The sequence below is a fragment of the Streptomyces sp. NBC_01450 genome (assembly GCF_036227505.1).
GTDB lineage: Bacteria > Actinomycetota > Actinomycetes > Streptomycetales > Streptomycetaceae > Streptomyces.
In genome coordinates this window covers 4,552,833-4,578,054 of record NZ_CP109480.1, presented here as the reverse complement: position 1 = coordinate 4,578,054, position 25,222 = coordinate 4,552,833, and the positions used below count along the sequence as shown (strand labels likewise).

At 69.1% G+C, this 25,222-nt stretch carries 20 protein-coding genes; 11 read left to right on the top strand and 9 right to left on the bottom strand.

The features are described from left to right. Window positions 1-68: 68 nt before the first annotated feature. The 4 genes from OG568_RS20345 to OG568_RS20330 all read left to right on the top strand — a co-directional run bounded on the left by OG568_RS20345 (window position 69) and on the right by OG568_RS20330 (window position 6,728). Entirely contained in the window at window positions 69-1,322 is a 1,254-nt protein-coding gene (locus OG568_RS20345) for a glycosyltransferase (RefSeq protein WP_329532615.1), read from the top strand. Between the two features lie 125 nt (window positions 1,323-1,447). Continuing rightward, complete coding sequence (locus tag OG568_RS20340; protein WP_329532614.1) at window positions 1,448-3,118, top strand: ArnT family glycosyltransferase; 1,671 nt, start codon at window positions 1,448-1,450, stop codon at window positions 3,116-3,118. After that, window positions 3,115-4,320 carry a glycosyltransferase family 2 protein gene (locus tag OG568_RS20335; RefSeq protein WP_329532613.1) on the top strand — a complete coding sequence of 402 codons (1,206 nt, stop codon included), beginning with the start codon at window positions 3,115-3,117 and terminating at the stop codon, window positions 4,318-4,320. Before OG568_RS20340 ends, OG568_RS20335 begins: the two co-directional genes overlap by 4 nt. Window positions 4,321-4,325: 5 nt before the next feature. Beyond that, window positions 4,326-6,728, top strand: a complete 2,403-nt coding sequence (locus OG568_RS20330; RefSeq protein WP_329536394.1) for a galactose oxidase early set domain-containing protein — start codon at window positions 4,326-4,328, stop codon at window positions 6,726-6,728. On the opposite strand, the gene OG568_RS20325 is transcribed toward OG568_RS20330, so the two are convergent. The 4 genes from OG568_RS20325 to trhA all read right to left on the bottom strand — a co-directional run bounded on the left by OG568_RS20325 (window position 6,715) and on the right by trhA (window position 10,522). Further along, window positions 6,715-7,455, bottom strand: a complete 741-nt coding sequence (locus tag OG568_RS20325; RefSeq protein ID WP_329532612.1) for a Mut7-C RNAse domain-containing protein — start codon at window positions 7,453-7,455, stop codon at window positions 6,715-6,717. The genes OG568_RS20330 and OG568_RS20325 overlap by 14 nt on opposite strands. Window positions 7,456-7,488: 33 nt before the next feature. Next, window positions 7,489-8,121, bottom strand: a complete 633-nt coding sequence (locus tag OG568_RS20320; RefSeq protein ID WP_443075194.1) for a TetR/AcrR family transcriptional regulator — start codon at window positions 8,119-8,121, stop codon at window positions 7,489-7,491. 5 nt (window positions 8,122-8,126) lie between these two features. After that, window positions 8,127-9,695 (bottom strand): DHA2 family efflux MFS transporter permease subunit, encoded by a 1,569-nt coding sequence (locus tag OG568_RS20315; RefSeq protein WP_329532611.1) that lies wholly within the window; start codon window positions 9,693-9,695, stop codon window positions 8,127-8,129. Between the two features lie 113 nt (window positions 9,696-9,808). Then, window positions 9,809-10,522, bottom strand: coding sequence for a PAQR family membrane homeostasis protein TrhA (gene trhA / locus OG568_RS20310; RefSeq protein WP_266436531.1), 714 nt, complete (start codon window positions 10,520-10,522; stop codon window positions 9,809-9,811). A gap of 334 nt (window positions 10,523-10,856) precedes the next feature. Here trhA and OG568_RS20305 point away from each other — a divergent pair, with 334 nt between their 5' ends. The 3 genes from OG568_RS20305 (at window position 10,857) to OG568_RS20295 (ending at window position 14,621) form a co-directional block, all read left to right on the top strand. After that, entirely contained in the window at window positions 10,857-12,695 is a 1,839-nt protein-coding gene (locus tag OG568_RS20305; RefSeq protein ID WP_266436529.1) for a phosphoenolpyruvate carboxykinase (GTP), read from the top strand. 268 nt (window positions 12,696-12,963) lie between these two features. Beyond that, the gene (rfbA, locus tag OG568_RS20300; protein ID WP_329532610.1) at window positions 12,964-13,917 is read left to right on the top strand and encodes a glucose-1-phosphate thymidylyltransferase RfbA; all 954 of its coding nucleotides are present in this window, start codon (window positions 12,964-12,966) and stop codon (window positions 13,915-13,917) included. A 98-nt stretch (window positions 13,918-14,015) separates the two neighbouring features. Continuing rightward, window positions 14,016-14,621 carry a dTDP-4-dehydrorhamnose 3,5-epimerase family protein gene (locus tag OG568_RS20295; RefSeq protein ID WP_329532609.1) on the top strand — a complete coding sequence of 202 codons (606 nt, stop codon included), beginning with the start codon at window positions 14,016-14,018 and terminating at the stop codon, window positions 14,619-14,621. Between the two features lie 647 nt (window positions 14,622-15,268). Here OG568_RS20295 and OG568_RS20290 read toward each other — a convergent pair. After that, window positions 15,269-17,008 carry a hypothetical protein gene (locus OG568_RS20290; RefSeq protein WP_329532608.1) on the bottom strand — a complete coding sequence of 580 codons (1,740 nt, stop codon included), beginning with the start codon at window positions 17,006-17,008 and terminating at the stop codon, window positions 15,269-15,271. A gap of 267 nt (window positions 17,009-17,275) precedes the next feature. On the opposite strand from OG568_RS20290, the gene rfbB reads away from it, so the two are divergent. Further along, window positions 17,276-18,250 carry a dTDP-glucose 4,6-dehydratase gene (rfbB, locus tag OG568_RS20285; RefSeq protein ID WP_329532607.1) on the top strand — a complete coding sequence of 325 codons (975 nt, stop codon included), beginning with the start codon at window positions 17,276-17,278 and terminating at the stop codon, window positions 18,248-18,250. Further along, window positions 18,247-19,164 (top strand): dTDP-4-dehydrorhamnose reductase, encoded by a 918-nt coding sequence (gene rfbD / locus OG568_RS20280; protein ID WP_329532606.1) that lies wholly within the window; start codon window positions 18,247-18,249, stop codon window positions 19,162-19,164. Before rfbB ends, rfbD begins: the two co-directional genes overlap by 4 nt. Window positions 19,165-19,248: 84 nt before the next feature. On the opposite strand, the gene OG568_RS20275 is transcribed toward rfbD, so the two are convergent. The 4 genes from OG568_RS20275 to OG568_RS20260 all read right to left on the bottom strand — a co-directional run bounded on the left by OG568_RS20275 (window position 19,249) and on the right by OG568_RS20260 (window position 23,264). After that, window positions 19,249-20,523, bottom strand: coding sequence for a glycosyltransferase (locus OG568_RS20275; protein WP_329532605.1), 1,275 nt, complete (start codon window positions 20,521-20,523; stop codon window positions 19,249-19,251). Next, the gene (locus OG568_RS20270) at window positions 20,520-21,140 is read right to left on the bottom strand and encodes a tetratricopeptide repeat protein (protein WP_329532604.1); all 621 of its coding nucleotides are present in this window, start codon (window positions 21,138-21,140) and stop codon (window positions 20,520-20,522) included. Before OG568_RS20270 ends, OG568_RS20275 begins: the two co-directional genes overlap by 4 nt. A gap of 370 nt (window positions 21,141-21,510) precedes the next feature. Further along, complete coding sequence (locus tag OG568_RS20265; protein ID WP_329532603.1) at window positions 21,511-21,927, bottom strand: SCO4983 family protein; 417 nt, start codon at window positions 21,925-21,927, stop codon at window positions 21,511-21,513. 125 nt (window positions 21,928-22,052) lie between these two features. Further along, the gene (locus OG568_RS20260) at window positions 22,053-23,264 is read right to left on the bottom strand and encodes a pyridoxal phosphate-dependent aminotransferase (RefSeq protein WP_329532602.1); all 1,212 of its coding nucleotides are present in this window, start codon (window positions 23,262-23,264) and stop codon (window positions 22,053-22,055) included. Window positions 23,265-23,390: 126 nt separating this feature from the next. Between OG568_RS20260 and OG568_RS20255 the strand changes: the two genes are divergently transcribed. Together OG568_RS20255 and OG568_RS20250 are read left to right on the top strand one after the other, a co-directional pair. Next, the gene (locus OG568_RS20255; protein WP_329532601.1) at window positions 23,391-24,098 is read left to right on the top strand and encodes a hypothetical protein; all 708 of its coding nucleotides are present in this window, start codon (window positions 23,391-23,393) and stop codon (window positions 24,096-24,098) included. A gap of 228 nt (window positions 24,099-24,326) precedes the next feature. Beyond that, window positions 24,327-25,208: a S1 family peptidase gene (locus OG568_RS20250; RefSeq protein WP_329532600.1), complete on the top strand. Its 882-nt coding sequence runs from the start codon at window positions 24,327-24,329 to the stop codon at window positions 25,206-25,208. The last annotated feature ends 14 nt before the right edge of the window (window positions 25,209-25,222 follow it).

Below are 25,222 nucleotides of genomic sequence, written 5' to 3'. Positions count from 1 at the left end.
TCTGCACCGTGACGCGGCGGATGTGACACTTCGTCGCGACTGGGGGTTTTGGGATCTGGGGGGATCTGTTGCTCACGTCTGTCTTTATTGCTGCCGTTTCACTGGCCTTGTTCTGGATGGCGGCGTTCACTCTCTGGTGGCAGATGCACGCGTGGCGCACACCCGAGGTGCTGGCGTCCACCCGCTTCAGCAGACCGGACGGCGATGACCGGCTGGCGTTCTCGCTGCTGCTGCCGGCCCGCCACGAGCAGGCCGTGCTCGACCACACCATCCAGCGGCTGCTGGAGTCGAGCCACACCGACTTCGAGATCATCGTGATCGTGGGGCACGACGATCCGGAGACCGCCGAGGTCGCCCGGCGGGCCGCGGCCCGCGACGAGCGGGTGCGGGTCGTCGTCGACCACCACGAGAAGAAGAACAAGCCGAAGGCCATGAACACGGCGCTGCCGCACTGCCGCGGCGACGTCGTCGGGGTCTTCGACGCCGAGGACCAGGTCCACCCGGAGCTGCTCGCCCATGTCGACCACGCGTTCCGCACGACGGGTGCGGACGTCGTCCAGGGCGGGGTCCAGCTCATCAACTTCAACTCCAGCTGGTACAGCCTGCGCAACTGCCTCGAGTACTTCTTCTGGTTCCGCTCGCGGCTGCACCTGCATGCGCAAAAAGGTTTCATCCCGCTCGGCGGCAACACCGTCTTCGTGCGGACGGACGTACTGCGGGAAGCGGACGGTTGGGACCCCGAGTGCCTCGCCGAGGACTGCGACCTGGGTGTACGGCTCTCCAGCGTCGGCAAGAAGGTCGTCGTCGCCTACGACTCCGACATGGTGACCCGGGAGGAGACCCCGGGCAGCCTGGTTTCGCTGATGAAGCAGCGCACCCGCTGGAACCAGGGTTTCCTGCAGGTCTACCGCAAGAGGGACTGGAAGCAACTGCCGGGCTTCGGGCAGCGGTTGCTCGCCCGCTACACGCTCATGACGCCGTATCTGCAGGCCGTCTCCGGGGTGGTCATCCCGCTCAACGTGGCCATCGCGCTCTTCCTCGACGTCCCCGTCGGGATCGCCTTCATCACCTTCCTGCCGGCCGTGACCGCCCTGGTCACCTTCGTCTTCGAGCTCGTCGGACTGCACGACTTCGGCAAGCAGTACGGGCTCCGCGTCCGGTTCGTCCACTATCTGAAGCTCGTGGTCGGTGGCCCCTTCTATCAGGTGCTTCTCGCCGGTGCGGCCGTCCGTGCCGTCTGGCGTGAGCAAAGGGGCCGCAACGACTGGGAGTTGACCAGTCATGTCGGTGCGCACCTCGCCGAGGCCGAAGCGACCCACTAGGGCCTGAGGCCTCCTGTCGGACGTCCCGTCCGGCGGGAAGGCCTTGGTTCCGTATGCCCTGGTGCCGCAGGCCTTGGGCCCGAACATTCAGCAACGTACCGAAAGTCCCGAGAGGACCTTCCCGCGTGACCTCGACACTTCCCGCGGTGACCATGCCCACGGTCCCCGCGAAGCGACCCGACGCGCCCGACATCGTCCACGACCACCCGCCGCTCCGGCGGCTGCGCACCTCGCGCGCCGACCTGCTGCTGTGCGGCGTTCTGCTGCTGGCGATCATCGCCGTGCAGGGCTGGAACATCACCGACTACCCGACCCTCAGCGACGACGAGGGCACCTACCTCGCCCAGGCGTGGGCCGTACAGCAGAGCAAGGGCCTCGCGCACTACACGTACTGGTACGACCACCCCCCGCTGGGCTGGATTCAGATAGCCGCACTGACCTGGATCCCCGCCCACATCAGCCCCTCGCTGATGACGGTCGGTTCGATGCGGGTCGCGATGCTCGCCGTCAGCGCCGTCAGCGCGGTCCTCCTGTACGTCCTCGCGCGCCGTCTCTCGCTGCCGCGCTGGGCGGCGGGCCTCGCGATGGTGCTCTTCGGGCTCTCGCCGCTGTCGGTGGTGCTCCAGCGCGAGATCTTCCTCGACAACATCGCGGTGATGTGGACGCTGCTCGCGTTCTGCCTGGCCGCGTCCCCGAGCCGCCACCTGTGGCACCACTTCGGGGCGGGCATCGCGGCCGCGGCCGCCGTGCTCACCAAGGAGACGATGCTCGTCGTCCTGCCCGCGCTCCTGGTCACCATGTGGCGCCACGGTCACCGCGACACCCGCAAGTTCGCCCTCACCGGAGCCATCACCGCCTGCGCCCTGATCGGCCTCGCGTATCCGCTGTTCGCCCTTCTCAAGGGCGAGTTGTTCCCGGGCGCGGGCCATGTCTCGCTCTGGGGCGGCATCACGTACCAGATGAGCCGGCCCGGCTCCGGCTTCATCCTCGACCCCGGCTCCGGCTCGTACGGCGTGCTGCACTCCTGGCTCTACTACGACCGGGTGCTGATCATCGGCGGTCTCGCCGGAGCGCTGCTGCTCCTGGCCACCTGGCGCTGGTCCGTCACCGCCCGGGCCCTCGCCGGACCCGCGCTCACCGTGGCGATCCTCGCCCTGGTGGCGCTGCGACCCGGCGGCTATCTGCCCGCGATGTACGTCATCCAGGCGCTGCCGTTCCTCGCGCTGGTCCTCGCGGGAGGCACCGCCAGCCTCGCCCATCTGGTGCTGCGCAGATGGCGGAGCGAGGCGGAGAAGTCGTACGTCACCTGGGGACGGCGGGTGACGGCGGCCGCGCTCGTGGCGGTCGCCGCGCTCTACGTCCTGCCCCGCTGGTACGACGGCGACCACACCGCCGTGACCGCCGACGCCAACGCCCCCTACCGGGCGGCGGCCACCTGGCTGAAGACCGAGGTCCAGAACCCGGCCGACACCCGGGTCCTGGTCGACGACGCCCTCTGGCTCGACCTCGTCCACGACGGATACCGGCCCGGGCTCGGCGTCATCTGGTTCTACAAGGCGGACCTCGACCCCGCGGTGACCAAGACGATGCCGCGCGGCTGGAGGGACATCAACTACGTCGTCGCCTCCCCGACGGTGCGGCGTGACGCGGTCGACCTGCCCAACGTCAAGGCGGCCATCGAGCACTCGACGCCGGTCGCCACCTTCGGCGAGGGCGCGGACCGGATCGAGATCCGGCAGATCGACGGCAGCACGGGAAACACCATGACGACGGCGACGTCCGGAGGCGGTCGATGAGCAGCTTCGAGAGCACTGTCCCCGGGGAGCTCGGCGATCCCGCCGTAAGGGCGGTCGAGGTGCCCGAACCGGGCGCCGTCACCATCGTCGTCCCGACCTTCAACGAGTCCGCGAACATCCGCGAACTCCTGCACCGGATCACCGAGTCGGTGCCCTCCCGGCTGCCCTGCGAGGTCGTCTTCGTGGACGACTCCACGGACGACACCCCCGAGGTGATCTCCCGGGAGGCGCAGGACTGCCCGTTCCCGGTGACCGTGCTGCACCGGGAGGAACCCGTGGGCGGGCTCGGCGGCGCCGTCGTCGAGGGGCTGAAGGCGGCGAGCTCGGACTGGATCGTCGTCATGGACGGCGATCTCCAGCATCCGCCCTCCCTGGTGCCGGAGTTGGTGGCCTCGGGGGAGCGGTCCGCCGCCGGGCTCGTCGTCGCCAGCCGGTACATCAAGGGCGGCAGCCGCGAGGGCCTCGCGGGCGGCTACCGCATCGCCGTCTCACGCGGCGCGACCTGGCTGACCAAGACGCTCTTCCCGCGCAGACTGCGCGGCATCAGCGACCCGATGAGCGGCTTCTTCGCGATCCGCCGCAGCGCGGTCACCGCCGACGTCCTCCAGCCGCTCGGCTACAAGATCCTCCTCGAACTCGCCGTGCGCAGCCGCCCCCGCCAGGTCACCGAGGTGCCCTTCGTCTTCCAGGACCGGTTCGCCGGCGAGTCCAAGTCGACCGCGCAGGAGGGCTTCCGGTTCCTGCGTCATCTCGTCGGGCTGCGCACCGCCTCGCCGGTCGCCCGGATGGTGGTCTTCGGCCTGATCGGCGCCACCGGCTTCCTGCCGAACCTCCTCGGCCTGTACGCGCTCACCGCCGCCGGCATGCACTACGTCCCGGCCGAGATCCTCGCCAACCAGCTCGGCGTCGCCTGGAACTTCCTGCTCATCGAGCAGCTGCTGTTCCGCGAGCGCCGCAAACACCGCACCTGGTGGGACCGGGTGGGCCGGTTCGCGCTGCTCGCCAACGCCGACCTGGTGCTGCGCATCCCGCTGATCGCCCTGTTCGTCGGCCACTTCGGGATGGGCGCCCTGTCCGCCACCGCGCTCGCCCTGGTGACGACCTTCGTCCTGCGCTTCGTGGGCACCGAGGCGCTGGTCTATCTGCCGCGCCGCAGCAATGAGGCCCCGGGCGGGAGCCGCACAACAAGGAGAGCCGCGTGAAACACCTGGTACGACCCAGACGCAGAACCTCACTGCTGGCCGTGGCGGGCCTGGCGGCCGGGCTGCTGCTCGTCTCGCCGCAGCCCGCCTCCGCCGCCAACCTCGTCACCAACCCGGGTTTCGAGACCGGCGGCACGGACGGCATGCCGTACTGCTGGGAGAAGTCAGGCTGGGGCGACAACGACTTCACCTTCTCCACCGTCGCCGACTCCCACTCCGGCGCCAAGGCCATGAAGGTCACGCTGACCCGGCGCGTGGACGGCGACCGCAAGGCCCTGATCACGGAGTCCGCGACCTGCGCGCCGGTGGTGACCGCGGGCAAGCAGTACGACCTCGGGCTCTGGTACAAGACGACGACGCCCGACGCCTCGATCACCCTCTTCCGGCACGACACCACCGCGGGCTGGCAGTACTGGACCGACCTCAAGACGCTGGACATGGCCGCGAGCTGGACGCAGGCCGGCGTCCGTACGCCCGCGGTCCCGGCCGGTACCGACCGCATCACCTGGGGCGTCTCGGTGTACGGCACCGGCTCGGCCACCACCGACGACTACACGATGGAACAGGTCTCCGACCCGATCCCACCGGCCACCTGCACCGCCACCGCCGACGAGTGCGCGAACGGCCGCTGGGACGTGCTGCCCACACAGAACCCGGTGCGCTCCATGCACTCCGTCGTCCTCAACAACGGCAAGGTGCTGCTGATCGCCGGGTCCGGCAACAGCGAGGAGAACTTCGACGCGGGCACGTTCACCAGCGCGGTCTACGACCCGGTGAACGGCACGTACAAGGTGATCCCCACGCCGAAGGACATGTTCTGCTCCGGTCACGTCCAGCTCGCCGACGGGCGGGTACTGGTGATGAGCGGCAACAAGGCGTTCCCGGTCGCCGGCGGGCACGGCTACGAGGGGTACAAGGACTCGTACATCTTCGACCCGGTCACCGAGACCTACAGCAAGACGAACGACCTGAACGACGGCCACTGGTATCCGTCGGCCACCGAACTCGGCAACGGTGACGTCATCTCGTTCGGCGGGCTGCGCGAGGACTCCACCGGCTCGGTGACGGCCGAGCGCTGGTCGGCGGCGCAGCAGCAGTGGCTGCCGTTCACACAGGTCAACCAGACGTGGTCGTACTGGGGTCTGTATCCGTCGATGATCCTGATGCAGGACGGGCGGCTCTTCTACTCGGGCAGCCATGTCTTCGGCAACGGCACGCCGGGCACGGGCTCGGCGATCTACGACTACGACGCGAACACCGTCACGGCGATCTCCGGGCTCCAGAGCAAGGACGAGCGCGACCAGTCCGCGAGCGTGCTGCTGCCCCCGGCCCAGGACCAGAAGGTGCTGACGCTCGGCGGCGGCAACATCGACTCCAACCCGGAGGCGAACCGGCTCACCGACATCATCGACCTGAAGGCCGCGAACCCGACGTACACCGTCGGCCCGCGGATCCCGCAGGGCACGGTCGACCTCGGCAACGGCAAGGTCGCCGAGACCGGCGACCAGGGCAAGATGTACGTCTCCGCGGTCCTCCTGCCGGACGGCAAGGTGCTGGAGACGGGCGGTGGCCTGCACAATCGTGCCAACCCCGTCTTCGAGGCGTCGATGTTCGACCCGGCGACCTCCACCTTCGACCCGGTGGCCGCCGACCCCGAGGCCCGCGGCTACCACTCCTCCGCGTTCCTGCTGCCCGACGGCCGGGTGATGGCCACCGGCGACAACCCGGGCAACGGCACCTGGAACCACAACGTGTCCCTCTACACCCCGCCCTACCTCCTCAAGGGCACCCGCCCGACGATCACCTCGGTGATCGACAACGAGTGGGTGTACGGGGACACGCAACGCATCACGGTCGACCGGCCCATCGTGAAGGCCGAGCTGATCCGCCCGGCCGCGGTGACGCACTCCTCCGACCCGAACCAGCGTTTCGTGGACCTGCCGCTGTCGGTGGACGGCAACAACGTCGACCTGAACGTGACGAGCAACCCCAACATGGCCCCGCCCGGCTGGTACATGCTCTTCGGGGTCGACGCCAACGGAGTGCCCTCGGTCGCCAAGTGGGTGCACCTCCAGGGCCCCGCCGCCCTGGCCACGGACACCGCCTCGGCGCACGTCCACTCCTTCGCCGACTCCCTGGAGGGCACGGTCACCAAGGGCGGCAAGAAGCGGACCTCACAGAAGGTCAGCACCACGATCTCCGGCTGCGACCGGCACTACGGCACGATCAACGTCTGCGTGCCGACCGTCTTCCCGGACGGCGTCAAGAAGACGACGGCCGCGCGCTGCGCCTGGCTGAAGACGAACGACTACGGACGCCTGAAGGTCAACGGCAAGGACGACCCACTGGGTCTCGATCCCAACAGGGACGGGCTGGCCTGCGGCGCCAAGGACCTCAGGCGTCGCTAGTCTGGCTTCCGAACTCGGCGAGGGCGCGCCCCACGATGGCTTCCAGGTCGTCGTGGTGCGCGCCTTTCCAGTAGGCGCGCCCGCACTCCTCGCACTGCGCGAACACGTCGTAGGACCGCTCGGTGCCGCCCTCCAGCTGGTCCACGACCTGCTCCTTGGTGGCCTCCTTGAGCAGGCCGTTGCAGGCGGTGCAGCGCGTCCAGGGTCGCAGCTCGGGTGCGAACCGGCCCAGCACGTCCCGGAGTTGGTCATCGGGCCGGGTGCTGTAGACGAACGCGCCCGCCCACAGCTCGCGGCGGCGCAGCAGCCCCCGGTCGCGGCTGAGCATCACGCGCCGTTCGGCGGCGGAGCGGGCGGCGAGGGCCGGGTCGCCGATGTCCGTCGACTCGTACGCCGTGTCGACCCCGAGGAGGCGCAGCCGGCGCGCGAGGGTGCCGAGGTGGACGTCGAGGAGGAAGCGGAGCGGGGCACCGGGCACCCGCTGCGGGCGCTCGACCGCCCGTACGTCGACGCTTTCGCCGGCCGCGGGGATGTGTGAGACGGGCACCTCGCCGCCGTCCACGACGAGAGCGCCCACCTCGGTCAGCGGGACGCCGAGCGACTCGACGACATGCCCGAGGGTGGAGGAGCCGTCGGTGACGATCGCCGTGGCGCCCGATCGCCGCCGGTGCGGGACGAAGAGCCCCAGCTCGGGGGCGAAGGCGACATGGATCTCCGGTCCGTTCACCGGGTCAGGATGTCATGCCGGAGAGCCCTCGCCTCAGGGGTTTTCGGTGGAGAGGCCGTGTTCCAGGACGTCCATCGTGCGGTCCACCAGGTCCTTGAAGTCGTCCCGGTGGTCGTTCTCCGCCCAGTACAGGGACGTCTCCATCAGGCCGCCGATGATCGCCATCGCGTAGACCCGCACCTCCAGGCTGTCCGGGTCCCGGCCGGTGCGTTCGCCGATCGCCTGGCAGAGCATGTTGCCGGTGACCGACATGCTCTCCATCATCCGCGAGCGCACCGCCGGGACCTGGACCATCAGATGGGTCCGCAACCGGGACACCTCGGGGTCGTCCTTGATGCCGAGCCGGATGGCCTTCTGCATCACGTACCTGAGGGTGTTCATCCATGGTTCGTCCTTGGGCCGGGCCCGCAGCTCCTCCATGATGAGCGGGTCGAACTCGTCCGTGAGGACGATGTCCTCCTTGGTGGGGAAGTAGCGGAAGACGGTCGACGGCGACACCTCGGCGCGCTCGGCGATCTGCTCGATCGTCGTCGCGTCGTACCCCTGTTCCCTGACGAGTGCGTACGTCGCGGTGCGGATCGCCTCGCGGGTCTTGATCTTCTTCCGCTCGCGGAGTCCCAGCTGAGGGGGGTCGGCGGGACTGAAGGGGGAGGGTGCGGCCGTCATGTTGCTCATTGTCCGGCATCCGCCACGACGGTTGCCATGGCCGGGTCCGCGTCCTCCTTCGTGGCGTGCGTGACCGGGGTGTTCGGCAGGAACGCCGCGGCCAGCAGGGCGGTGACGAGGGCCGCGACGCCGCACACCAGCAGGACCAGGCCCATGCCGTGGACGTACGCGCTGTTCGCGGAGGCCACGAGGTCGGCCGAGCCCGCCTTCTGAGCGACGATATGGGCCGCGACCACGGACTCCCCGGCGGTGTCGGCCGCCTTCGCGGGCAGCGCGGTGACGTCGAGACGGTCCCGGAAGGTGCTCGCCAGCAGGCTGCCGAGGAGGGCGATGCCGATCGCGCTGCCGACCTGGCGCGTCGTCATGAGGAGCCCGGAGCCGCTGCCGGCCCGGTCGCGGGGCAGGGCGCCGAGGGCGCCGTCCATCGCGGGGACGACCGAGAAGCCGAAGCCGAATCCGGTGATGGACAGCCACAGCGCGGTGAAGCCGTAGCCCGAGTCGACCGTCGTACGGCTGCCGAGCAGCGCGGCGAAGGCCAGCACCACCAGTCCCGCGCTGACCACCGCACGGGAGCCGAACCGGGCGACGACCGGCTGTGCGGCCCGGGCCGCGATGATCAGGCCGCCCATCATGGGCAGCAGCCGCAGGCCGGTGCCGAAGGCGTCGTGGCCGAGCACCGCCTGGAGATACGGCGGCAGCACGAACAGCAGGCCGGACAGGACGAACATGACCAGGGTCGCCGCGATCGTGTTGAACAGGAACCCGCGCTGGGTGAGCAGCGACATGTCGAGCATGGGGCGTTCCACGCGCCGCTCGCGCAGCACCAGGGCGGCGATCAGAACGGCGGCCCCAGCGAGCATGCCCACGATCAGCGGGTCACCCCAGCCGCGGCCGGGCGCCTCGATGATCGCGTAGATGAGGGCACCGAGGCCTGCGGCGGTGAGCGCGGTGGAGAGGGCGTCGACCTTGGGGGAGGCGGGGTCGCGGGTCTCGGGCAGCAGGAAGACGCAGGCGGCGATGCCGATCGCGGCCATCGGGACGTTGACCAGGAAGACCGAGCCCCACCAGAAGTGGTTCAGCAGCCAGCCGCCGATGATCGGGCCGAGCGGCAGACCGAGCGACGAGGCGGCGGAGATGATGCCGACGGCCTTGGTGCGCTCGTCGGGTCCGAAGAGCGAGGGCAGCACGGACAGGGCGAGCGGCATGACCAGCGCGGCGCCGAGGCCCATCACCGTGCGGGCCGCGATGACCCAGTTCACGTCGTCGGCCAGGGAGCCCATCACGGAACCGGCCAGGAAGATCCCGAGTCCGACGACCAGCATCCGCCGCCGTCCGAACCGGTCGCCGAGCAGTCCCGCCGGGAGCATCAGCGCGGCGAAGACGATCACGTACGCGTCCGCCATCCACTGCTGCTGGCCGGTGGTGGCGCCGAGTTCGCCCGCCATCGTCGGCAGGGCGACGTTGAGGATCGTCGTGTCGAAGCCGAGCGTGAGCATGCTCGCGACCAGGGCCCCGAGGGCCCACCAACGGCGCGGGTCGCGCCGTACGCCATCGTCCTGAGTGACAGTAACCATGAAATGAGAGTAACTGTCAAAAGAGGGTTGATGTCAATGGGGGTGCACTGTCAGGGCGCACGAAAATGGCCACGGCTGGTGAGCCGTGGCCATGAAGAGAGGAGGGGGGTGCGTTACCCGTGCTGGTACGCCACCAGTGAGATGCCCACGTAGTGCACGACGAACGCCGCGAGGGTCAGGGAGTGGAAGACCTCGTGGAAGCCGAACCAGCTGGGTGAGGGGTTGGGGCGCTTGATCCCGTAGATCACGCCGCCCGCGCTGTAGAGCAGTCCGCCGACGATCACCAGGACCAGGACGGCGATCCCGCCCGTGCGCATGAAGTCCGGAAGGAAGAAGACGGCCGCCCAGCCCATCGCGATGTAGCAGGGGGTGTAGAGCCAGCGCGGAGCGCCGACCCAGAACACCCGGAAGACGATGCCCGCCGCCGCGGCGGCCCAGATGCTCCACAGGAGCCACTGCCCCTTGGCGCCCGGGAGCAGCAGCATCGTCAGCGGTGTGTAGGTGCCCGCGATGATCAGGAAGATGTTGGCGTGGTCGAGCCTGCGCAGCACGCCGTCCATCCGCGGGCTCCAGTTGCCGCGGTGGTAGAGCGCGCTCACTCCGAACAGGAGGCAGGCCGTCAGGACGAAGATCCCGCAGGCGATGCGGGCGCGGGTGGAACTGGCCAGGGCGGTGAGCACCAGACCGGAGATCAGGACGGCCGGGAACATGCCGAGGTGCAGCCAGCCGCGGAGCTTGGGCTTGACCGGGTGCGACGGGGGGAGCGCTGCGGGGCTGCGGCCTGCGGCCGGCGAGTCCGTGGGCGCGTCGGGGACGGGCGCAGTCATAGGTGGAATCCTACCTACGGAACCGTAAGTTACGTGTCAGTACGGCGCACTGAACAGCACAAGAGTGGCCATGTTCTCACGAGCGTGGCGCAAGGCGACTTCCGCGCAAAAAAACCTTCAGCTGAACCCAACGTGTACGCAAAGAATCGCGGATACACGTGGCGATGGTCACTCCGCTCACGTGTGCGGCCCTCTGGACATATGGGCGAACCCGTCGGATGATCAAATGAGTGCGGTCGGCACCGGATGAGCGCCATGGGTTTCCCTACCCCGAAGCATCCGGGTCGCAGCCCCCACGGGGCCTCAACAAAAAACCCCTCATCTAGGAGCAATCGTGGCGCGCGACATCGCGGCTCCCTCCACCGTCCCCACCCAACACAAGGAACTGATCTCGTGGGTCAACGAGATCGCAGAACTGACCCAGCCGGACAACGTGGTCTGGTGTGACGGATCCGAGGCCGAGTACGAGCGCCTGTGCGAGGAGCTCGTTCACAAGGGCACCTTCAAGAAGCTCGATCCGATCAAGCGCCCGCATTCCTACTACGCCGCTTCCGACCCGTCCGATGTCGCGCGGGTCGAGGACCGGACGTTCATCTGCTCCGAGAAGGAGGAGGACGCGGGCCCGACCAACCACTGGAAGGCGCCCGACGAGATGCGGGCCATCTTCACCGGAGGAGGAGACGCGGGGGAGAAGGGCATCTTCCGCGGCTCGATGAAGGGCCGGACGATGTACGTCGTCCCGTTCTGCATGGGCCCGCTCGGCTCCGACCTCTCCGCGATCGGCGTCGAGATAACCGACTCCGCCTACGTCGCCGTGTCCATGCGCACCATGACGCGCATGGGACAGCCCGTCCTCGACGAGCTCGGCACCGACGGCTTCTTCGTGCGTGCCGTGCACACGCTCGGAGCGCCGCTGGCCGAGGGTGAGGCGGACGTACCGTGGCCGTGCAACTCCACCAAGTACATCTCGCACTTCCCCGAGTCCCGCGAGATCTGGTCGTACGGCTCGGGCTACGGCGGCAACGCGCTGCTCGGCAAGAAGTGCTACGCCCTGCGCATCGCGTCCGTCATGGCGCGTGACGAGGGCTGGCTCGCCGAGCACATGCTCATCCTGAAGCTGACCCCGCCCACCGGTGAGTCCAAGTACGTCGCGGCCGCCTTCCCGAGCGCCTGCGGCAAGACCAACCTCGCGATGCTGGAGCCCACCGTCTCCGGCTGGACGGTCGAGACGATCGGCGACGACATCGCGTGGATGCGGTTCGGCGAGGACGGCCGGCTGTACGCGATCAACCCCGAGGCCGGTTTCTTCGGCGTCGCGCCCGGCACCGGTGAGCACACCAACGCCAACGCGATGAAGACGCTGTGGGGCAACTCCGTCTTCACCAACGTCGCGCTCACCGACGACAACGACATCTGGTGGGAGGGCATGACGGAGGAGACTCCGGCCCACCTGACCGACTGGAAGGGCAACGACTGGACGCCGGAGTCCGGTACGCCCGCCGCCCACCCCAACGCCCGCTTCACCGTCCCCGCCTCGCAGTGCCCGATCATCGCGCCCGAGTGGGAGGACCCCAAGGGCGTGCCGATCTCGGCGATCCTCTTCGGCGGACGCCGCGCCACCGCCGTACCGCTGGTGACGGAGTCCTTCGACTGGAACCACGGCGTCTTCCTCGGTGCCAACGTGGCCTCCGAGAAGACCGCCGCCGCCGAGGGCAAGGTCGGCGAGCTGCGCCGCGACCCCTTCGCCATGCTGCCGTTCTGCGGTTACAACATGGGCGACTACATGGGGCACTGGGTCGACGTCGCCAAGGACAAGGACCAGGCGAAGCTCCCGAAGATCTACTACGTGAACTGGTTCCGCAAGAACGACGCGGGCAAGTTCGTGTGGCCGGGCTTCGGCGAGAACAGCCGCGTCCTGAAGTGGATCGTGGACCGCCTCGACGGCAAGGCCGAGGGCGTCGAGACCCCCATCGGCATCCTGCCGGCCAAGGGGGCCCTGGACACCAAGGGACTCGACCTCTCCGAGGCCGACCTCGACTTCCTGCTCACCGTCGACAAGGACGTGTGGCGCGAGGAGGCGGCGCTCGTGCCCGAGCACCTCAACACCTTCGGCGAGCACACCCCGAAGGAACTGTGGGACGAGTACCGGGCGCTGGTGCGGCGCCTGGGCTAGCCCCGACACGGATCTCCGCGGCCGGTCCGACTTGCCCTGACCTGCGATCGTCACGGCCGGCCGCGGTGACGGCATCACGAAAGGGCAGGGGCCCTCTCCGTACGAGGACGTACGGAGAGGGCCCCTGCTTGTCGTGCCCGGCATGGGAGTGCCGGAGGGCGACCGTCGCGGCCGGCAGGCGCGTGGCCCTGTCGCCGGCGTAGGGCGATACACGCCGCACATCGTGCAAAAAGGGTGGGTCTGTGGGCAATTCGCCTAGGGTGATCCCGTGCGCGGAATTCTGCTGGCCGGGGGTACCGGCTCAAGGCTGTGGCCGTTGACCCGTTCGGTGTCGAAACAACTGCTGCCGGTTTTCGACAAACCGATGGTCTACTACCCGCTTTCCACACTGGTGATGGCCGGCGTCCGGGAGATTCTGATCATCACCACCCCGGAAGACCAGGGCCAGTTCCGCCGGTTGCTCGGCGACGGCAGTCAACTGGGCCTGCGGCTGGAATACGTGACTCAGGAGCGCCCGGAGGGGATCGCCCACGCTCTCGTCCTGGGTGCCGACTTCATCGGAGACGAGCCGGTCGCGCTGATTCTGGGTGACAACATCTTCCACGGAACCGGCCTGGGCACACGGCTGGCCCGCTACGACGGTCTCAAAGGCGGCAGGGTGTTCGCCTATCAGGTCGCCAACCCCTCGGCCTATGGCGTCGTGGAGTTCGACGACGAGGGCCGGGTGCTGTCCATCGAGGAGAAACCGGCCCGGCCGAAGTCGCGGTACGCCGTGCCCGGACTGTACTTCTACGACAACCGGGTGGTGGAGATCGCGCACGGCCTTCGGCCCAGCGCCCGGGGCGAGTTGGAGATCACCGACCTCAACCGCGTCTATCTGGAGGCCGGGGAACTGTACGTCACCCGGCTCGACCGGGGCACCGCTTGGCTGGACACCGGGACCTTCGCCTCCATGGTTCAGGCGTCGGAATTCGTGCGGGTGATCGAGGAGCGCCAGGGCTTCAAGATCGGCTGTATCGAGGAGGCGGTCTGGCGGGCAGGCCTGATCGACGACGGCCGGCTTCGGGAGCTGGCCCAGCCGCTGCTCAAGAGCGGATACGGCCATTACCTGCTGGGTCTGTTGGCGGATTCCCCGCGCCTCGTAGCGCCCCCGCGGGGCGGCGGGGACGCCGGATCGCGTGGCGAGGAACTGCTGCGCAGCGGTCCGGGGGCTTTCGCGTGACGGTGTCCTTCTCCTGACTAAAGTCGCGCGGCGGATGTCCCGAAGACAGGGACGTCAAGTTCGGCAAGAACAGCTGTGTGGTGGAAGGAATCGGTTACGTGCGACCACTGGGAATTGAAGGGGCCTGGGTGGACACACCCACGGTCTTCGCGGACAGCAGGGGCCGATTCCATGAGTGGTTCAAGGACGAGAGATTTCACGATTCTCTCGGCCAGGGGTTCCGCATCGCGCAGGCCAACTGCTCTCGCTCCGTTCGCGGAACTCTCCGCGGTATCCACTATGCGTCGGTTCCGCCGGGACAGGCCAAGTATGTGATGTGCGTCAGCGGCGCCGTCCTCGATGTGGTGGTCGACATCCGCACCGGTTCCCCGACTTTCGGGAAATGGGAGGTGGTTCGGTTGGACGACACGACACACCGCAGTGTCTATCTCTCGGAAGGGTTGGGCCACGCCTTCATGGCGCTGGAGGACAACTCCACGGTCGTCTACCTGTGTTCGGAGGGCTACGCGCCGCAGCGGGAGTTCGGGATCAATCCACTCGACCCGTCGCTGGCCATCGCCTGGCCCGAGGATCTCGTACCGTGCCTTTCCGGCAAGGACGCGGCGGCGCCCACGCTGGAGGAGGCCCGACGGGCGGGCCTGCTGCCTTCCCTCGATGCCTGCAACGCGTATCGCAGAAGTCTCGCGGTCGCCGAGTCCCATTGAGCAGGAATTCCTGGCGCACGCTGCAATATTTCGGCTCATTGCAGCCACCCGAGTGATTTTGGACTATGCCAGGGGCTGATTCGCGATCATTCCATCACTGGAAGTGAACAATGTCGCTGTCGGTTGCCACGGTGGGGTGAGCGCATTCAGTGCGTGCGCTCCTTGTGTGGTCACTTCCCCAAGTTCCGCGAGGAAGGTTCTCAGTGAGCCGTAGAACAATGCGAAGTTCACGTGTTTCACGCGTGAAATCCGCGACCATGGTTTCGGTGGGCGCGCTTGCCGTCGTGCTCAATATCGCTCCGAGCGCGGTGGCTGTCGCCGACGCGATCCACCGGTCCGGCGTGAACAGCAGTGTGGCGCTGCCCAGCCCGAACGGCGCCGTGAGCGCCCACCATGACAAGGGCAAGGACGGCGGCAAGGGTCTGGCGGAGGGGGACAGGGCAGACGGGCACGGCGACCATGGGCCGCAGGGACCGCGCGGCCACACTGGCCCTCAGGGACCGCGTGGACACACGGGCCCCCAGGGTGTCCCTGGCGTTCAGGGGCCGAAGGGCGACAAGGGCGACAAGGGCGATAAGGGCGACAAGGGAGACAAGGGCGACCCCGGTCTGCAGGGCCCGCAGGGTCCTGGTGGCCTGGGCAGCGGTTCACAGGGTCCCCAGGGAGGCCCCGGTTCGCAGGGTCCCCAGGGAGGCCCCGGTTCGCCGGGTGGCCCGGGTGTGCAGGGGCCGCAGGGCTTCCAGGGCGTCCCGGGTGTGCAGGGCTTCCAGGGCGGTCCGGGTGTGCAGGGTGGTCCAGGTGTGCAGGGGTCGCAGGGTGACCCCGGTACGCAGGGTGGTCCGGGTGTCCAGGGCTCGCAGGGCTTCCAGGGCGACGCTGGTGTCCAGGGTGGCCCGGGTGTGCAGGGCTCGCAGGGTGACCCCGGTACGCAGGGTGGTCCGGGTGTCCAGGGCTCGCAGGGCTTCCAGGGTGACGCTGGTGTCCAGGGTGGTCCGGGTGTGCAGGGGTCGCAGGGTGACCCCGGTACGCAGGGTGGTCCGGGTGTCCAGGGTTCGCAGGGCTTCCAGGGTGACCCCGGCACGCAGGGTGGCCCGGGTGCCACCGGTCCGGTGGGTCCGCAGGGTGCCACGGGTTCGACCGGCCTGACCGGCGCGACGGGTCCGCAGGGTGACCAGGGTGCCACCGGTTCCACCGGCGCCACGGGCCCGCAGGGAACGCAGGGCGACACCGGGGCCACGGGTTCCACGGGTTCCACCGGTCCGGTGGGTCCGCAGGGCGCCACGGGTTCGACCGGTCTGACCGGTGCCACGGGTCCGCAGGGCGACCAGGGCACCACCGGCGCCACCGGCCCGCAGGGTACTCAGGGCGCCATCGGTGTCGGTGTGCAGGGTCTGCCGGGTGCGCAGGGTCTCCAGGGTCTCCAGGGTGTCCAGGGTGACGTCGGTGTCCAGGGTCCGCAGGGCTTCCAGGGTGACGCCGGTGTCCAGGGTCTCCAGGGTGTCCAGGGTGACGTCGGTGTGCAGGGTGCGCAGGGCTTCCAGGGTGACGTTGGTGTCCAGGGCGGCCCGGGTGTCCAGGGTGCGCAGGGCTTCCAGGGTGACGTTGGTGTCCAGGGCGGCCCGGGTGTGCAGGGTGCGCAGGGTGCGCAGGGCTTCCAGGGTGACGCTGGTATCCAGGGTCTCCAGGGTGTCCAGGGTGACGTCGGTGTGCAGGGTTCGCAGGGCTTCCAGGGTGACGCTGGTATCCAGGGTCTCCAGGGTGTCCAGGGTGACGTCGGTGTGCAGGGTCCGCAGGGCTTCCAGGGTGACGCTGGTATCCAGGGTCTCCAGGGTGTCCAGGGCACCGCTGGTGTCCAGGGTCCGCAGGGCTTCCAGGGCAACACCGGTGCCACGGGTGCCACGGGTGCCACGGGCCCGACGGGTACGCAGGGCGCCACGGGTTCGACCGGTGCCACCGGTGCCACGGGTCCGCAGGGTGACCAGGGTGCCACCGGTACCACGGGTGCCACGGGCCCGACGGGTGCGCAGGGCACCACCGGCCCGCAGGGTACTCAGGGCGTGCAGGGTGCCACCGGCACCACGGGTGCGCAGGGTGGCACCGGCCCGCAGGGTACTCAGGGTGTGCAGGGTACTCAGGGCGTGCAGGGTGCCCAGGGTGACCTGGGTGCCACCAGCGTCGTGACCGGTGCTCAGGGTCCGCAGTCGACTGCCCTCTGCCCCGCGGGGGGCCAGGCCCTCGGCGGCGGATACTCGACACCTGTTCCCGGCGCCGTCGTGAACCAGAGTGCGCCGGTCGGCGGCAGCCCTGCCACAGGGTGGCAGGCCACCACCAACGACGTCAGCGGTGTGACGGCCTTCGTGATCTGCGGCCCTGGCGCCCCGTAACACAAGCGAACAACGGCGGTGCGGTACCGACTGCCCGCCTCAGCTCGGAACGAGCGACGGTGCCCCGAGGCTTCGGCCTCGGGGCACCGCCCGCGTTCCGCCCGCGCTTCCGGCGTGGCAGCGCGCCCGACGTCGAATTCGAGGACATCGGCCGGAGCCGGTCCGGCTTGCCGGGAATGGGCCGCGTCCTTGAGTAGCGTGTGGGGCAGGTTCCGGTGACCGGGCATATCCCCGGTTCTGGACGCTGGGCGGCGAGAAAGACGGAGAGCCATGCGCATCCTTGTAACCGGCGGTGCCGGATTCATCGGTTCGGAATACGTTCGTCGACGGCTGAAATTCGACCCGACAGCGCGGATCACCGTTCTCGACAAACTCACCTATTCGGGGGTCGAGGCCAATCTGGCGCCGGTGGCGGAACACCCGGGTTACACCTTCGTCCGGGGCGACATCTGTGACCCGGACGTGGTCGACGAGGTGATGGCGGGCCAGGACGCGGTGGTCCATTTCGCCGCCGAGTCGCATGTGGACCGGTCGATCGACGGGGCCGGTCCGTTCGTCCGTACGAATGTGACGGGCACCCAGGTTCTTCTGGACGCGGCACACCACCACCGCGTCGGCCGCTTCGTCCACGTGTCCACCGACGAGGTGTACGGCTCGATCGGCGAAGGCTCGTGGACCGAGGAGTGTTCGCTCGCGCCGAACTCCCCGTACTCCGCCTCGAAGGCCGGTTCCGACCTGCTGGCGCTCGCCTACCACCGCACCCACGGCCTGGACGTCGTGGTCACCCGGTGCACGAACAACTACGGGCCGTACCAGTTCCCCGAGAAGGTCATCCCGCTCTTCATCACCAACCTGCTCGACGGGCAGGTGGTCCCCCTGTACGGCGACGGCCGCAACATGCGCGACTGGCTGCACGTCTCCGACCATTGCCAGGGCATCGACCTGGTCCTGCACGCCGGCAGGGCCGGGGAGGTCTACCACATCGGCGGCGGGACCGAGTTGAGCAACCACAAGCTCACCGGCCTGTTGCTGGACGCGGTCGGCGCGGGCTGGGACCGGGTCGAGCACGTGGCCGACCGCAAGGGTCACGACCTGCGCTACTCACTGGACGACAGCAAGATCCGCGAACAGCTCGGGTACACACCGCGGGTGGACTTCGCCGAGGGCCTGGCCGCCACGGTCTCCTGGTACCAGGCACACCGCTCCTGGTGGGCGCCGCTCAAGGAGAGGGCCGGGCTCCGGTGAGGCCCAGATGGCTGGTGACCGGCGCGCGCGGGCTCCTCGGGCAGGACGTGCTGGCCGAACTCGCCGCCCATCCGGACGCCGTGGTGACGGGACTGGGCCGTGATCAGCTGGACATCACCGACCCGGCCGCCGTCCGCGCGGCCGTCACGGGCCACCGTGTGGTCGTCAACTGCGCCGCCTGGACGGACGTCGACGGTGCCGAACGGTCCGAGGCGGCGGCCACGGCCGTGAACGGCACGGGCGTCCGCCACCTGGCAGAGGCCTGCGCGGACAGCGGCGCGCTCCTGCTGCACGTCTCCACCGACTACGTGTTCCCGGGCGACAGCCGTCGGCCCTACCCCGAGGACGCGCCGACGGGGCCGGTCAACGCGTACGGGCGCGGCAAACTGGCGGGGGAGCGGGCCGTCGCGGAACTACTGCCGCGCACCGGCTACGTCGTGCGCACCGCCTGGCTCTACGGCGCGCACGGCCGCAGCTTCGTGGCCACCATGCTCGAACTCGCGGGCCGGCGCGAGACCCTGGACGTGGTGGCGGACCAGCACGGCCAGCCGACCTGGTCCCGCGCGCTCGCCCGACAGCTGGCCGCCCTCGGCCGTGCGGCCCTGGCCGGGCGGGCACCCGCGGGCATCTACCACGGCACGGCGGCCGGCCGCACCACGTGGTACGGCCTGGCGTCGGAGACCTTCCGCCTCGCCGGCCTCGACCCGGCGCGGATCCGCCCGGCCGGCTCGGAGAAGTTCCCACGCCCGGCCGCCCGCCCGGCGTTCGGTGTCCTCGGCCACGACAACTGGGCCCGATGCGGCCTCGTACCCCTCCCACGGTGGGAGGACCAACTGACCGCGGCCCTGGCCGCGCCCCCCTTCGCCGCTCTGGTCACGGCGGCGCGTACGAACAGCGCGGGCCTGTTGGCCTGACCGGCGAGAGCACGGTCCCGAACATCGAGACGCCCTGCGGAACGTCAGGTTCCGCAGGGCGTCTCGGTGGTCCGCCTACCCGCCCTAGACCAGCAGCGGTCCTCCGCACCGCTCGGCGCCCTCCTTCATCGCGATGAGGTTGGCGACGACGTAGGAGATGTCGTTCTGGGAGTGCCACTCGGTCGGGAAGTAGGTGACCAGCCGTGACGACTGGAACTTGGCCTGGATCTCGGGCACGAAGGCACGGTACTGGTTGTCCGTGTAGTACCAGAACGAGTTCTCGTTGTAGAAGGCGACGTGGGTCGGGTCCTGGTACGCGCCGCGGCCGTCGGAGCTGGGCGTCATGGTGACGAGCATGCCGCCGGGCGCCAGCAGCCGGTACAGCTCGTTGATCAGTGGCACCTTCGCCGGCACGTGTTCGAGGAAGTCCACCGCCCGCATCAGACCGACCGAGTTGTCGGGGAGGTCGAGCTTTCCGGGCAGGGTCGCGACGATGTCGACGCCCTCACCGGGGTACTGGTCCACACCCAGGTAGCCGGGTGGCTTCCGGTGGGCCGCGCCGAGGTCCAGCGCGAGCAGTTCACGCCGGTGCGTCCAGGCGAGGGCGTTGGCCTCGATGTACTTGTCGTACAGAGCGACCGTCTCGCGCTGGATGTGCGCGTTGATCTGCGGATCGCGCTGGGTGTTCGCGGGGTGCATCCGCTGCAGGTAGAGACAGCGGGGGATGTGGTGGAAGTCGCCGATGTGGAACAGACGGCACATCAGGTCCTGGTCGTCGAGCACCGAGCGCGTGGCGTCGTACCCGCCGGCCTTCTCGTAGCTCTCCTTGCGGAACGCCCGCACGTGGTTCGGCGCGTACCAGATGTAGGAGACGTTGTGCGGTGTCGGTTCCATGGAGACGGCCTGGAGCAGCTTGCGGCCGTCGACGCGTACGTCCTCGTACTTCCAGCCGTGCGCCTCGTTGAAGCGGGTGTCGTCCCGCTTGCCCTCCTCGGTGATCTGCGCGGTGTTGCTGTAGACCAAGACGGCCTCGGGGTGCGCGTCGAACGCCTTGGCCAGCTCCGCCAGGCATGCCTTCGCCAGGAGGTCGTCGTGGTCGAGTTCGACGAGGATCTCGCCGCGGGCCAGTTCGCAGGCCCTGCGCTTCGCCGCCCCGACGCCGCGGATGCTGTCCGCGATCTCCACCCGGACCCGTTCGTCGTGTCGCTCCGGACGCCACCGGGCGCCGTTGTTGAGCAGGACGATCCACTCCCAGTCCGGACAGGTCTGCGCCTGCAGGGCCTTGAGGCAGTCATCGAGGAAGCGGGGCTGGTGGCTGGGTGTGAAGACGGAGAACCTGGGAGTTGCAGTCGACGTCATCCGGTGACACCTTCCTGGCTCGATGTCGGTGTGGGGCTTACGGCGTCCCGGAACTGCTCCGGGACCTGGGAGTACAGCGAGGGATCGGCCGCGACGGCACGGCGGAACTCCGCCTCGGCGTCGTCGTCACGGTGCTTCTTCGCCAGAATCCAGCCGAGTTGGAGATGAGCGGTGGCGGCCCGGGGTGTGGCGGCGATGGCACGCTTCAGGAGGGTGACAGCCCGGTCGGTGTCGCTCGACTTCAGCAGGATCGCCTCGTTGTAGAGGGCCGAGGCGTACTTCGGATCGATTTTCAGCGCCTTGTCGTAGGCCTCACGGGCTTCGGCTGTTCTGTCGTTCCGTTGCGCGATGACGCCCAGGTTGTACCAGGCCAGTTTGTTGCGAGGGTCGAGCCGCAGCACCCGCTGGTAGGTTCTGGCCGCCCCTTCGGGGTCCTGGTACTTCTCCTGCAGCAGGGCGCTCTGAAAAAGCGTATTGGCCTGCTGGGCTTTCGAGTTCGCCGAAGTGGCCTCGGATTCCGGGGTCGTCGCCGAGTGGGACTGAACTGCCCAGGCGGTCACCCCGGTCGCAACCGCGGCCGCACCGGTAAGCCCCGCCCACAATCGCTTACGTCTCATTTTTTCACATCTCGTAGAAATAGTGAGGGCCCAAAGACGTGGCCGACCGCAGGCCGCCGGCACCGAAATGGCCGTGGCGGTGCCGACAGTGCCGGAGTCCGAACCACCATCATTTCCACCGACGTTACGAGTTCTACGTGATGGTGCAGCCGTTTGGCAGGCAATTGCGGTGTGCAGTCCACCCGAATGCAGGCATCAAAGCCATGGGCGGGAAAAGGGGTGTGCCAATGGTCGGGGCGAGGCGTCAACGGCTGCTCGCGGGTGACGAGTTGCCCGGCACGACACGCGACAGTTCATGGCACCCGGTCCGCGCGTCGCTGCGGGTGCGCGCGGACCGGGGCCGTACGGGGGAGCCCGGGGGCTCGGTCTCTCAGCGGGCCGCGAGTTCGCGGGGTTCGGCGGCCGGGGCGTGGGCGTCCATGCGCTCGGCGGCCAGGATCGCGACCGCCGTGTCCGCTCGGGACGCGGCGACGACGAGGGTGCGGCCGGCGAGGGCGTGGGCCCGCTGGTGGAGCGCGACGACGTGCGGCTCGTGCGCGGCGGCGGCCGACGCGCGGGCCGGCGCCACTGCTCCCCGCAGCCGCGCCACCTGTTCGGCGAGCCGCTGGGCCGCCGTGTCCAGGTCGGCGGACGGCTCGATCGCGCGGATCTCGTCGGTCACCGCGAGGAGCGCCGCGAGGTGTCCGGCGAGCTGGATGTCCAGCTCCTCCTCGCGCGAGCGGTGGGGAAAGTCGGAGGGGGTGCCGGCCGTCGTGTGGACCGACTTGGAGCGGATCGGTTCGTACATGGGGACGGCCTCCTGTGGTCTTTCAGGAAACCATCCTAGCTTGGATTTCGTCTAAAGTTGAGCTGGTTCGCAAAAGTGGCGGAGATCCTCACGGAGAGTGAGTGATTTGGGATGATCGCGGACCGTTATGACTGGCTGTAGCCATCCAGGAAGTTCCCGATCCGGGTCACCGCGTCGGTCAGATCGCCCACGCTCGGCAGGGTGACCACCCGGAAGTGGTCCGACTCGGGCCAGTTGAAGCCGGTCCCCTGGACGACCATGATCTTCTCTCGGCGGAGCAGGTCGAGGACCATCTGCCGGTCGTCCTTGATCTTGAAGACCTTCGGATCGAGCCGGGGGAAGAGGTACAGCGCGCCCTTGGGCTTCACGCAGCTCACGCCCGGGATCTGCGTCAGCAGCTCGTAGGCGACGTCCCGCTGCTCCTTCAGTCGGCCGCCGGGCAGTACCAGGTCGTTGATGGTCTGCCGTCCGCTGAGCGCGGCGACCACGCCGTGCTGACCGGGCATGTTCGCGCACAGGCGCATGTTCGCGAGGATCGTCAGGCCCTCGATATAGGAGTCGGCGTGCGCGCGGGGGCCGGAGATCGCCATCCAGCCGACCCGGTAGCCCGCCACCCGGTACGCCTTCGACATGCCGTTGAAGGTGAGGGTGAGCAGGTCGGGCGCGATCGAGGCGGTCGGGGTGTGGGTGGCGCCGTCGTAGAGGATCTTGTCGTAGATCTCGTCCGAGCAGACCAGGAGGTTGTGGCGGCGGGCGATGTCGGTGAGCCCGCGCAGCATCGCCTCGTCGTACACCGCGCCCGTCGGGTTGTTCGGGTTGATGATGACGATCGCCTTGGTGCGGTCGGTGACCTTGCGCTCCACGTCCGCGAGGTCGGGCATCCAGTCGGACTGCTCGTCGCAGTGGTAGTGCACGGCGGTGCCGCCGGACAGGGACACGGCCGCGGTCCACAGCGGGTAGTCCGGTGCCGGTACGAGGACCTCGTCGCCGTCGTCCAGCAGGCCCTGCATCGCCATCACGATCAGCTCGGACACGCCGTTGCCGACGAAGACGTGCTCGACGTCGGTCTCGATGCCGAGGGTCTGGTTGTGCATCACGACGGCGCGGCGGGCGGCGAGCAGACCCTTCGCGTCACCGTAGCCGTGCGCCGTCGACACGTTCCGGAGGATGTCCTCCAGGATCTCGGGCGGGCACTCGAACCCGAACGCGGCCGGGTTGCCGGTGTTCAGCTTGAGGATCCGATGACCCGCCGCTTCCAGCCGCATCGCCTCCTCGAGCACCGGGCCCCGGATCTCGTAACAGACGTTGGCGAGCTTGGTCGACTGGATCACCTGCATGACGGTGAGCTTACGGCCGCGTAACGCTCGACGGGGCGTGTTTTCCACCACGTGAGACGTGACGTTTTGAGTCGCTTTCTTCCCGGGTTGTGCCGCAAGCCCTTGCGGTCCATAGAATCCGCGCCCATGTCCTGGCAAGATTCCGCTCCTATGTCCTGGCAGAACGGTGAGACCGAGACCGAGGCCGAGCCGAGGGTGTACCTCCCGAGTGGCGATGGCGAGACACCTCCGGCGTACGAGGCGTACGCGGATCCGGCGGCGGCGCACGGCTGGCAGGACGCGTACGACGGGCCGGGTGCGCCGGGTGCGCCGGGTGCGCCGAGTACGCGGACGGACGGCGACGACGGCGCCGTGGTGCGTGGCGAGGAGGGGCGTCGTGGCGGCTCGCGCCGCCGCCGCCGGGAGCGGCTTCCGCGGCGGGGGGTGGCGGTGGCCGGCGGCGTGGTGTGCGCGGCCGTTCTCGCCGCGGTGGTCGTGGGACTGTTCGACTCCGGGTCGTCCGGGGGCTCCTCGACCTCGGGGCGGAGCGACGGTGACGGCCGGGGCGCGTCCGCGTCCCCGGAGTCGACGGCTCCCACGGATGCCGCGACCGCCGGGGAAGAGGGGGCGGCGCCGGGCGATTCGCCGACCGCCTCCCGCGAGGCCGCCGATCCGACCTCCCCGGGGGCGTCCGCGTCCACCTCGGTGAGCCCGTCCACGACCGCGCCGCGGTCCCCGTCGGCCGAGACCTCCGCCACCCCCACTGCCACCGCCACCCCCAGCGCCACCTCGACCACCGGCCGCGGCAACGGCAACCCCGGCCACGGTCAGGGCGCCACCAAGCGGCCGAAGTAGCCGCCGGGTCCCCGGCGGGTTCTGCCCGGGACGCGGTGGGCCCCGCAGTGGCCTTCACCCCCGTTCGCTCGCCCGAGTAGGCGAAGCGCTCCGTCCCGTCATGCCGACCTGCCCATGGCCGGAAAGCGCTCCTTGTCCCCCTCGCCCCCTCGATTGACAATGCGCATGACAAAACTGGAAGTGGCCGGAAGATCTCCGGTCGCCCAAGTCGCAAGAGGGGACCCCCACATGAGAAAGCCTCTCGTCGCCGCGCTCTTCGCCCTGGTGATCACCGGGGCGGGCGTGGCACCCGCGGTCGCGGCACCCGCACCCGCGGCGGCGTCCGTGTCCGCGTCCGCGGTCAAGGCGGACACGAAGGCGGCGGCGCCGACCCTCCAGGCCGTCAGCCTCGCCGGGACCGTGGCGCTCAGCAACTGCTCCGGCTCCGTCATCCGCTTCCCCAACTCCGCGGCCAGTGACCCGGCGCTCGTGCTCTCCAACGGTCACTGCCTGGAGACGGGCTTTCCGGAGCCCGGCGAAGTGATCGTCGACCAGGCGTCCAGCCGTACCTTCGGCCTGCTCAACTCCGCGGGCACCCGGGTGGCGACCCTGCGGGCCAGCAAGGTCGCGTACTCGACGATGACCGACACGGACGTCACGATCTACCAGCTCACCAGCACCTACGCGACGATTCAGAGCTCGTACGGCATCAGCGCGCTGACCGTGCAGGACACGCACCCGACCGTCGGCACCGCCATCACGGTCGCCTCCGGTTACTGGAAGCGGCTCTACAACTGCAGCATCGACGGGTTCGCGTACCGCCTCAAGGAGGGCGACTGGACCTGGAAGGACTCGATCCGCTACACCTCCGCCTGCAACACCATCGGCGGCACCTCGGGCTCGCCGGTCATCGACCAGGCCACCGGCAAGGTCGTCGCCGTCAACAACACCGGTAACGAGGACGGCGAGACCTGCACGCTGAACAACCCCTGCGAGGTCGACGCGAGCGGCAACGTCACCATTCACCCGGGCATCAACTACGCCGAGGAGACCTACCAGATCCCGGCCTGCTTCACGACCGGCAACAAGCTCAACCTGAGCGCGAGCGGGTGCACCCTGCCCAAGCCGTGACCGCGGTGCGGCGG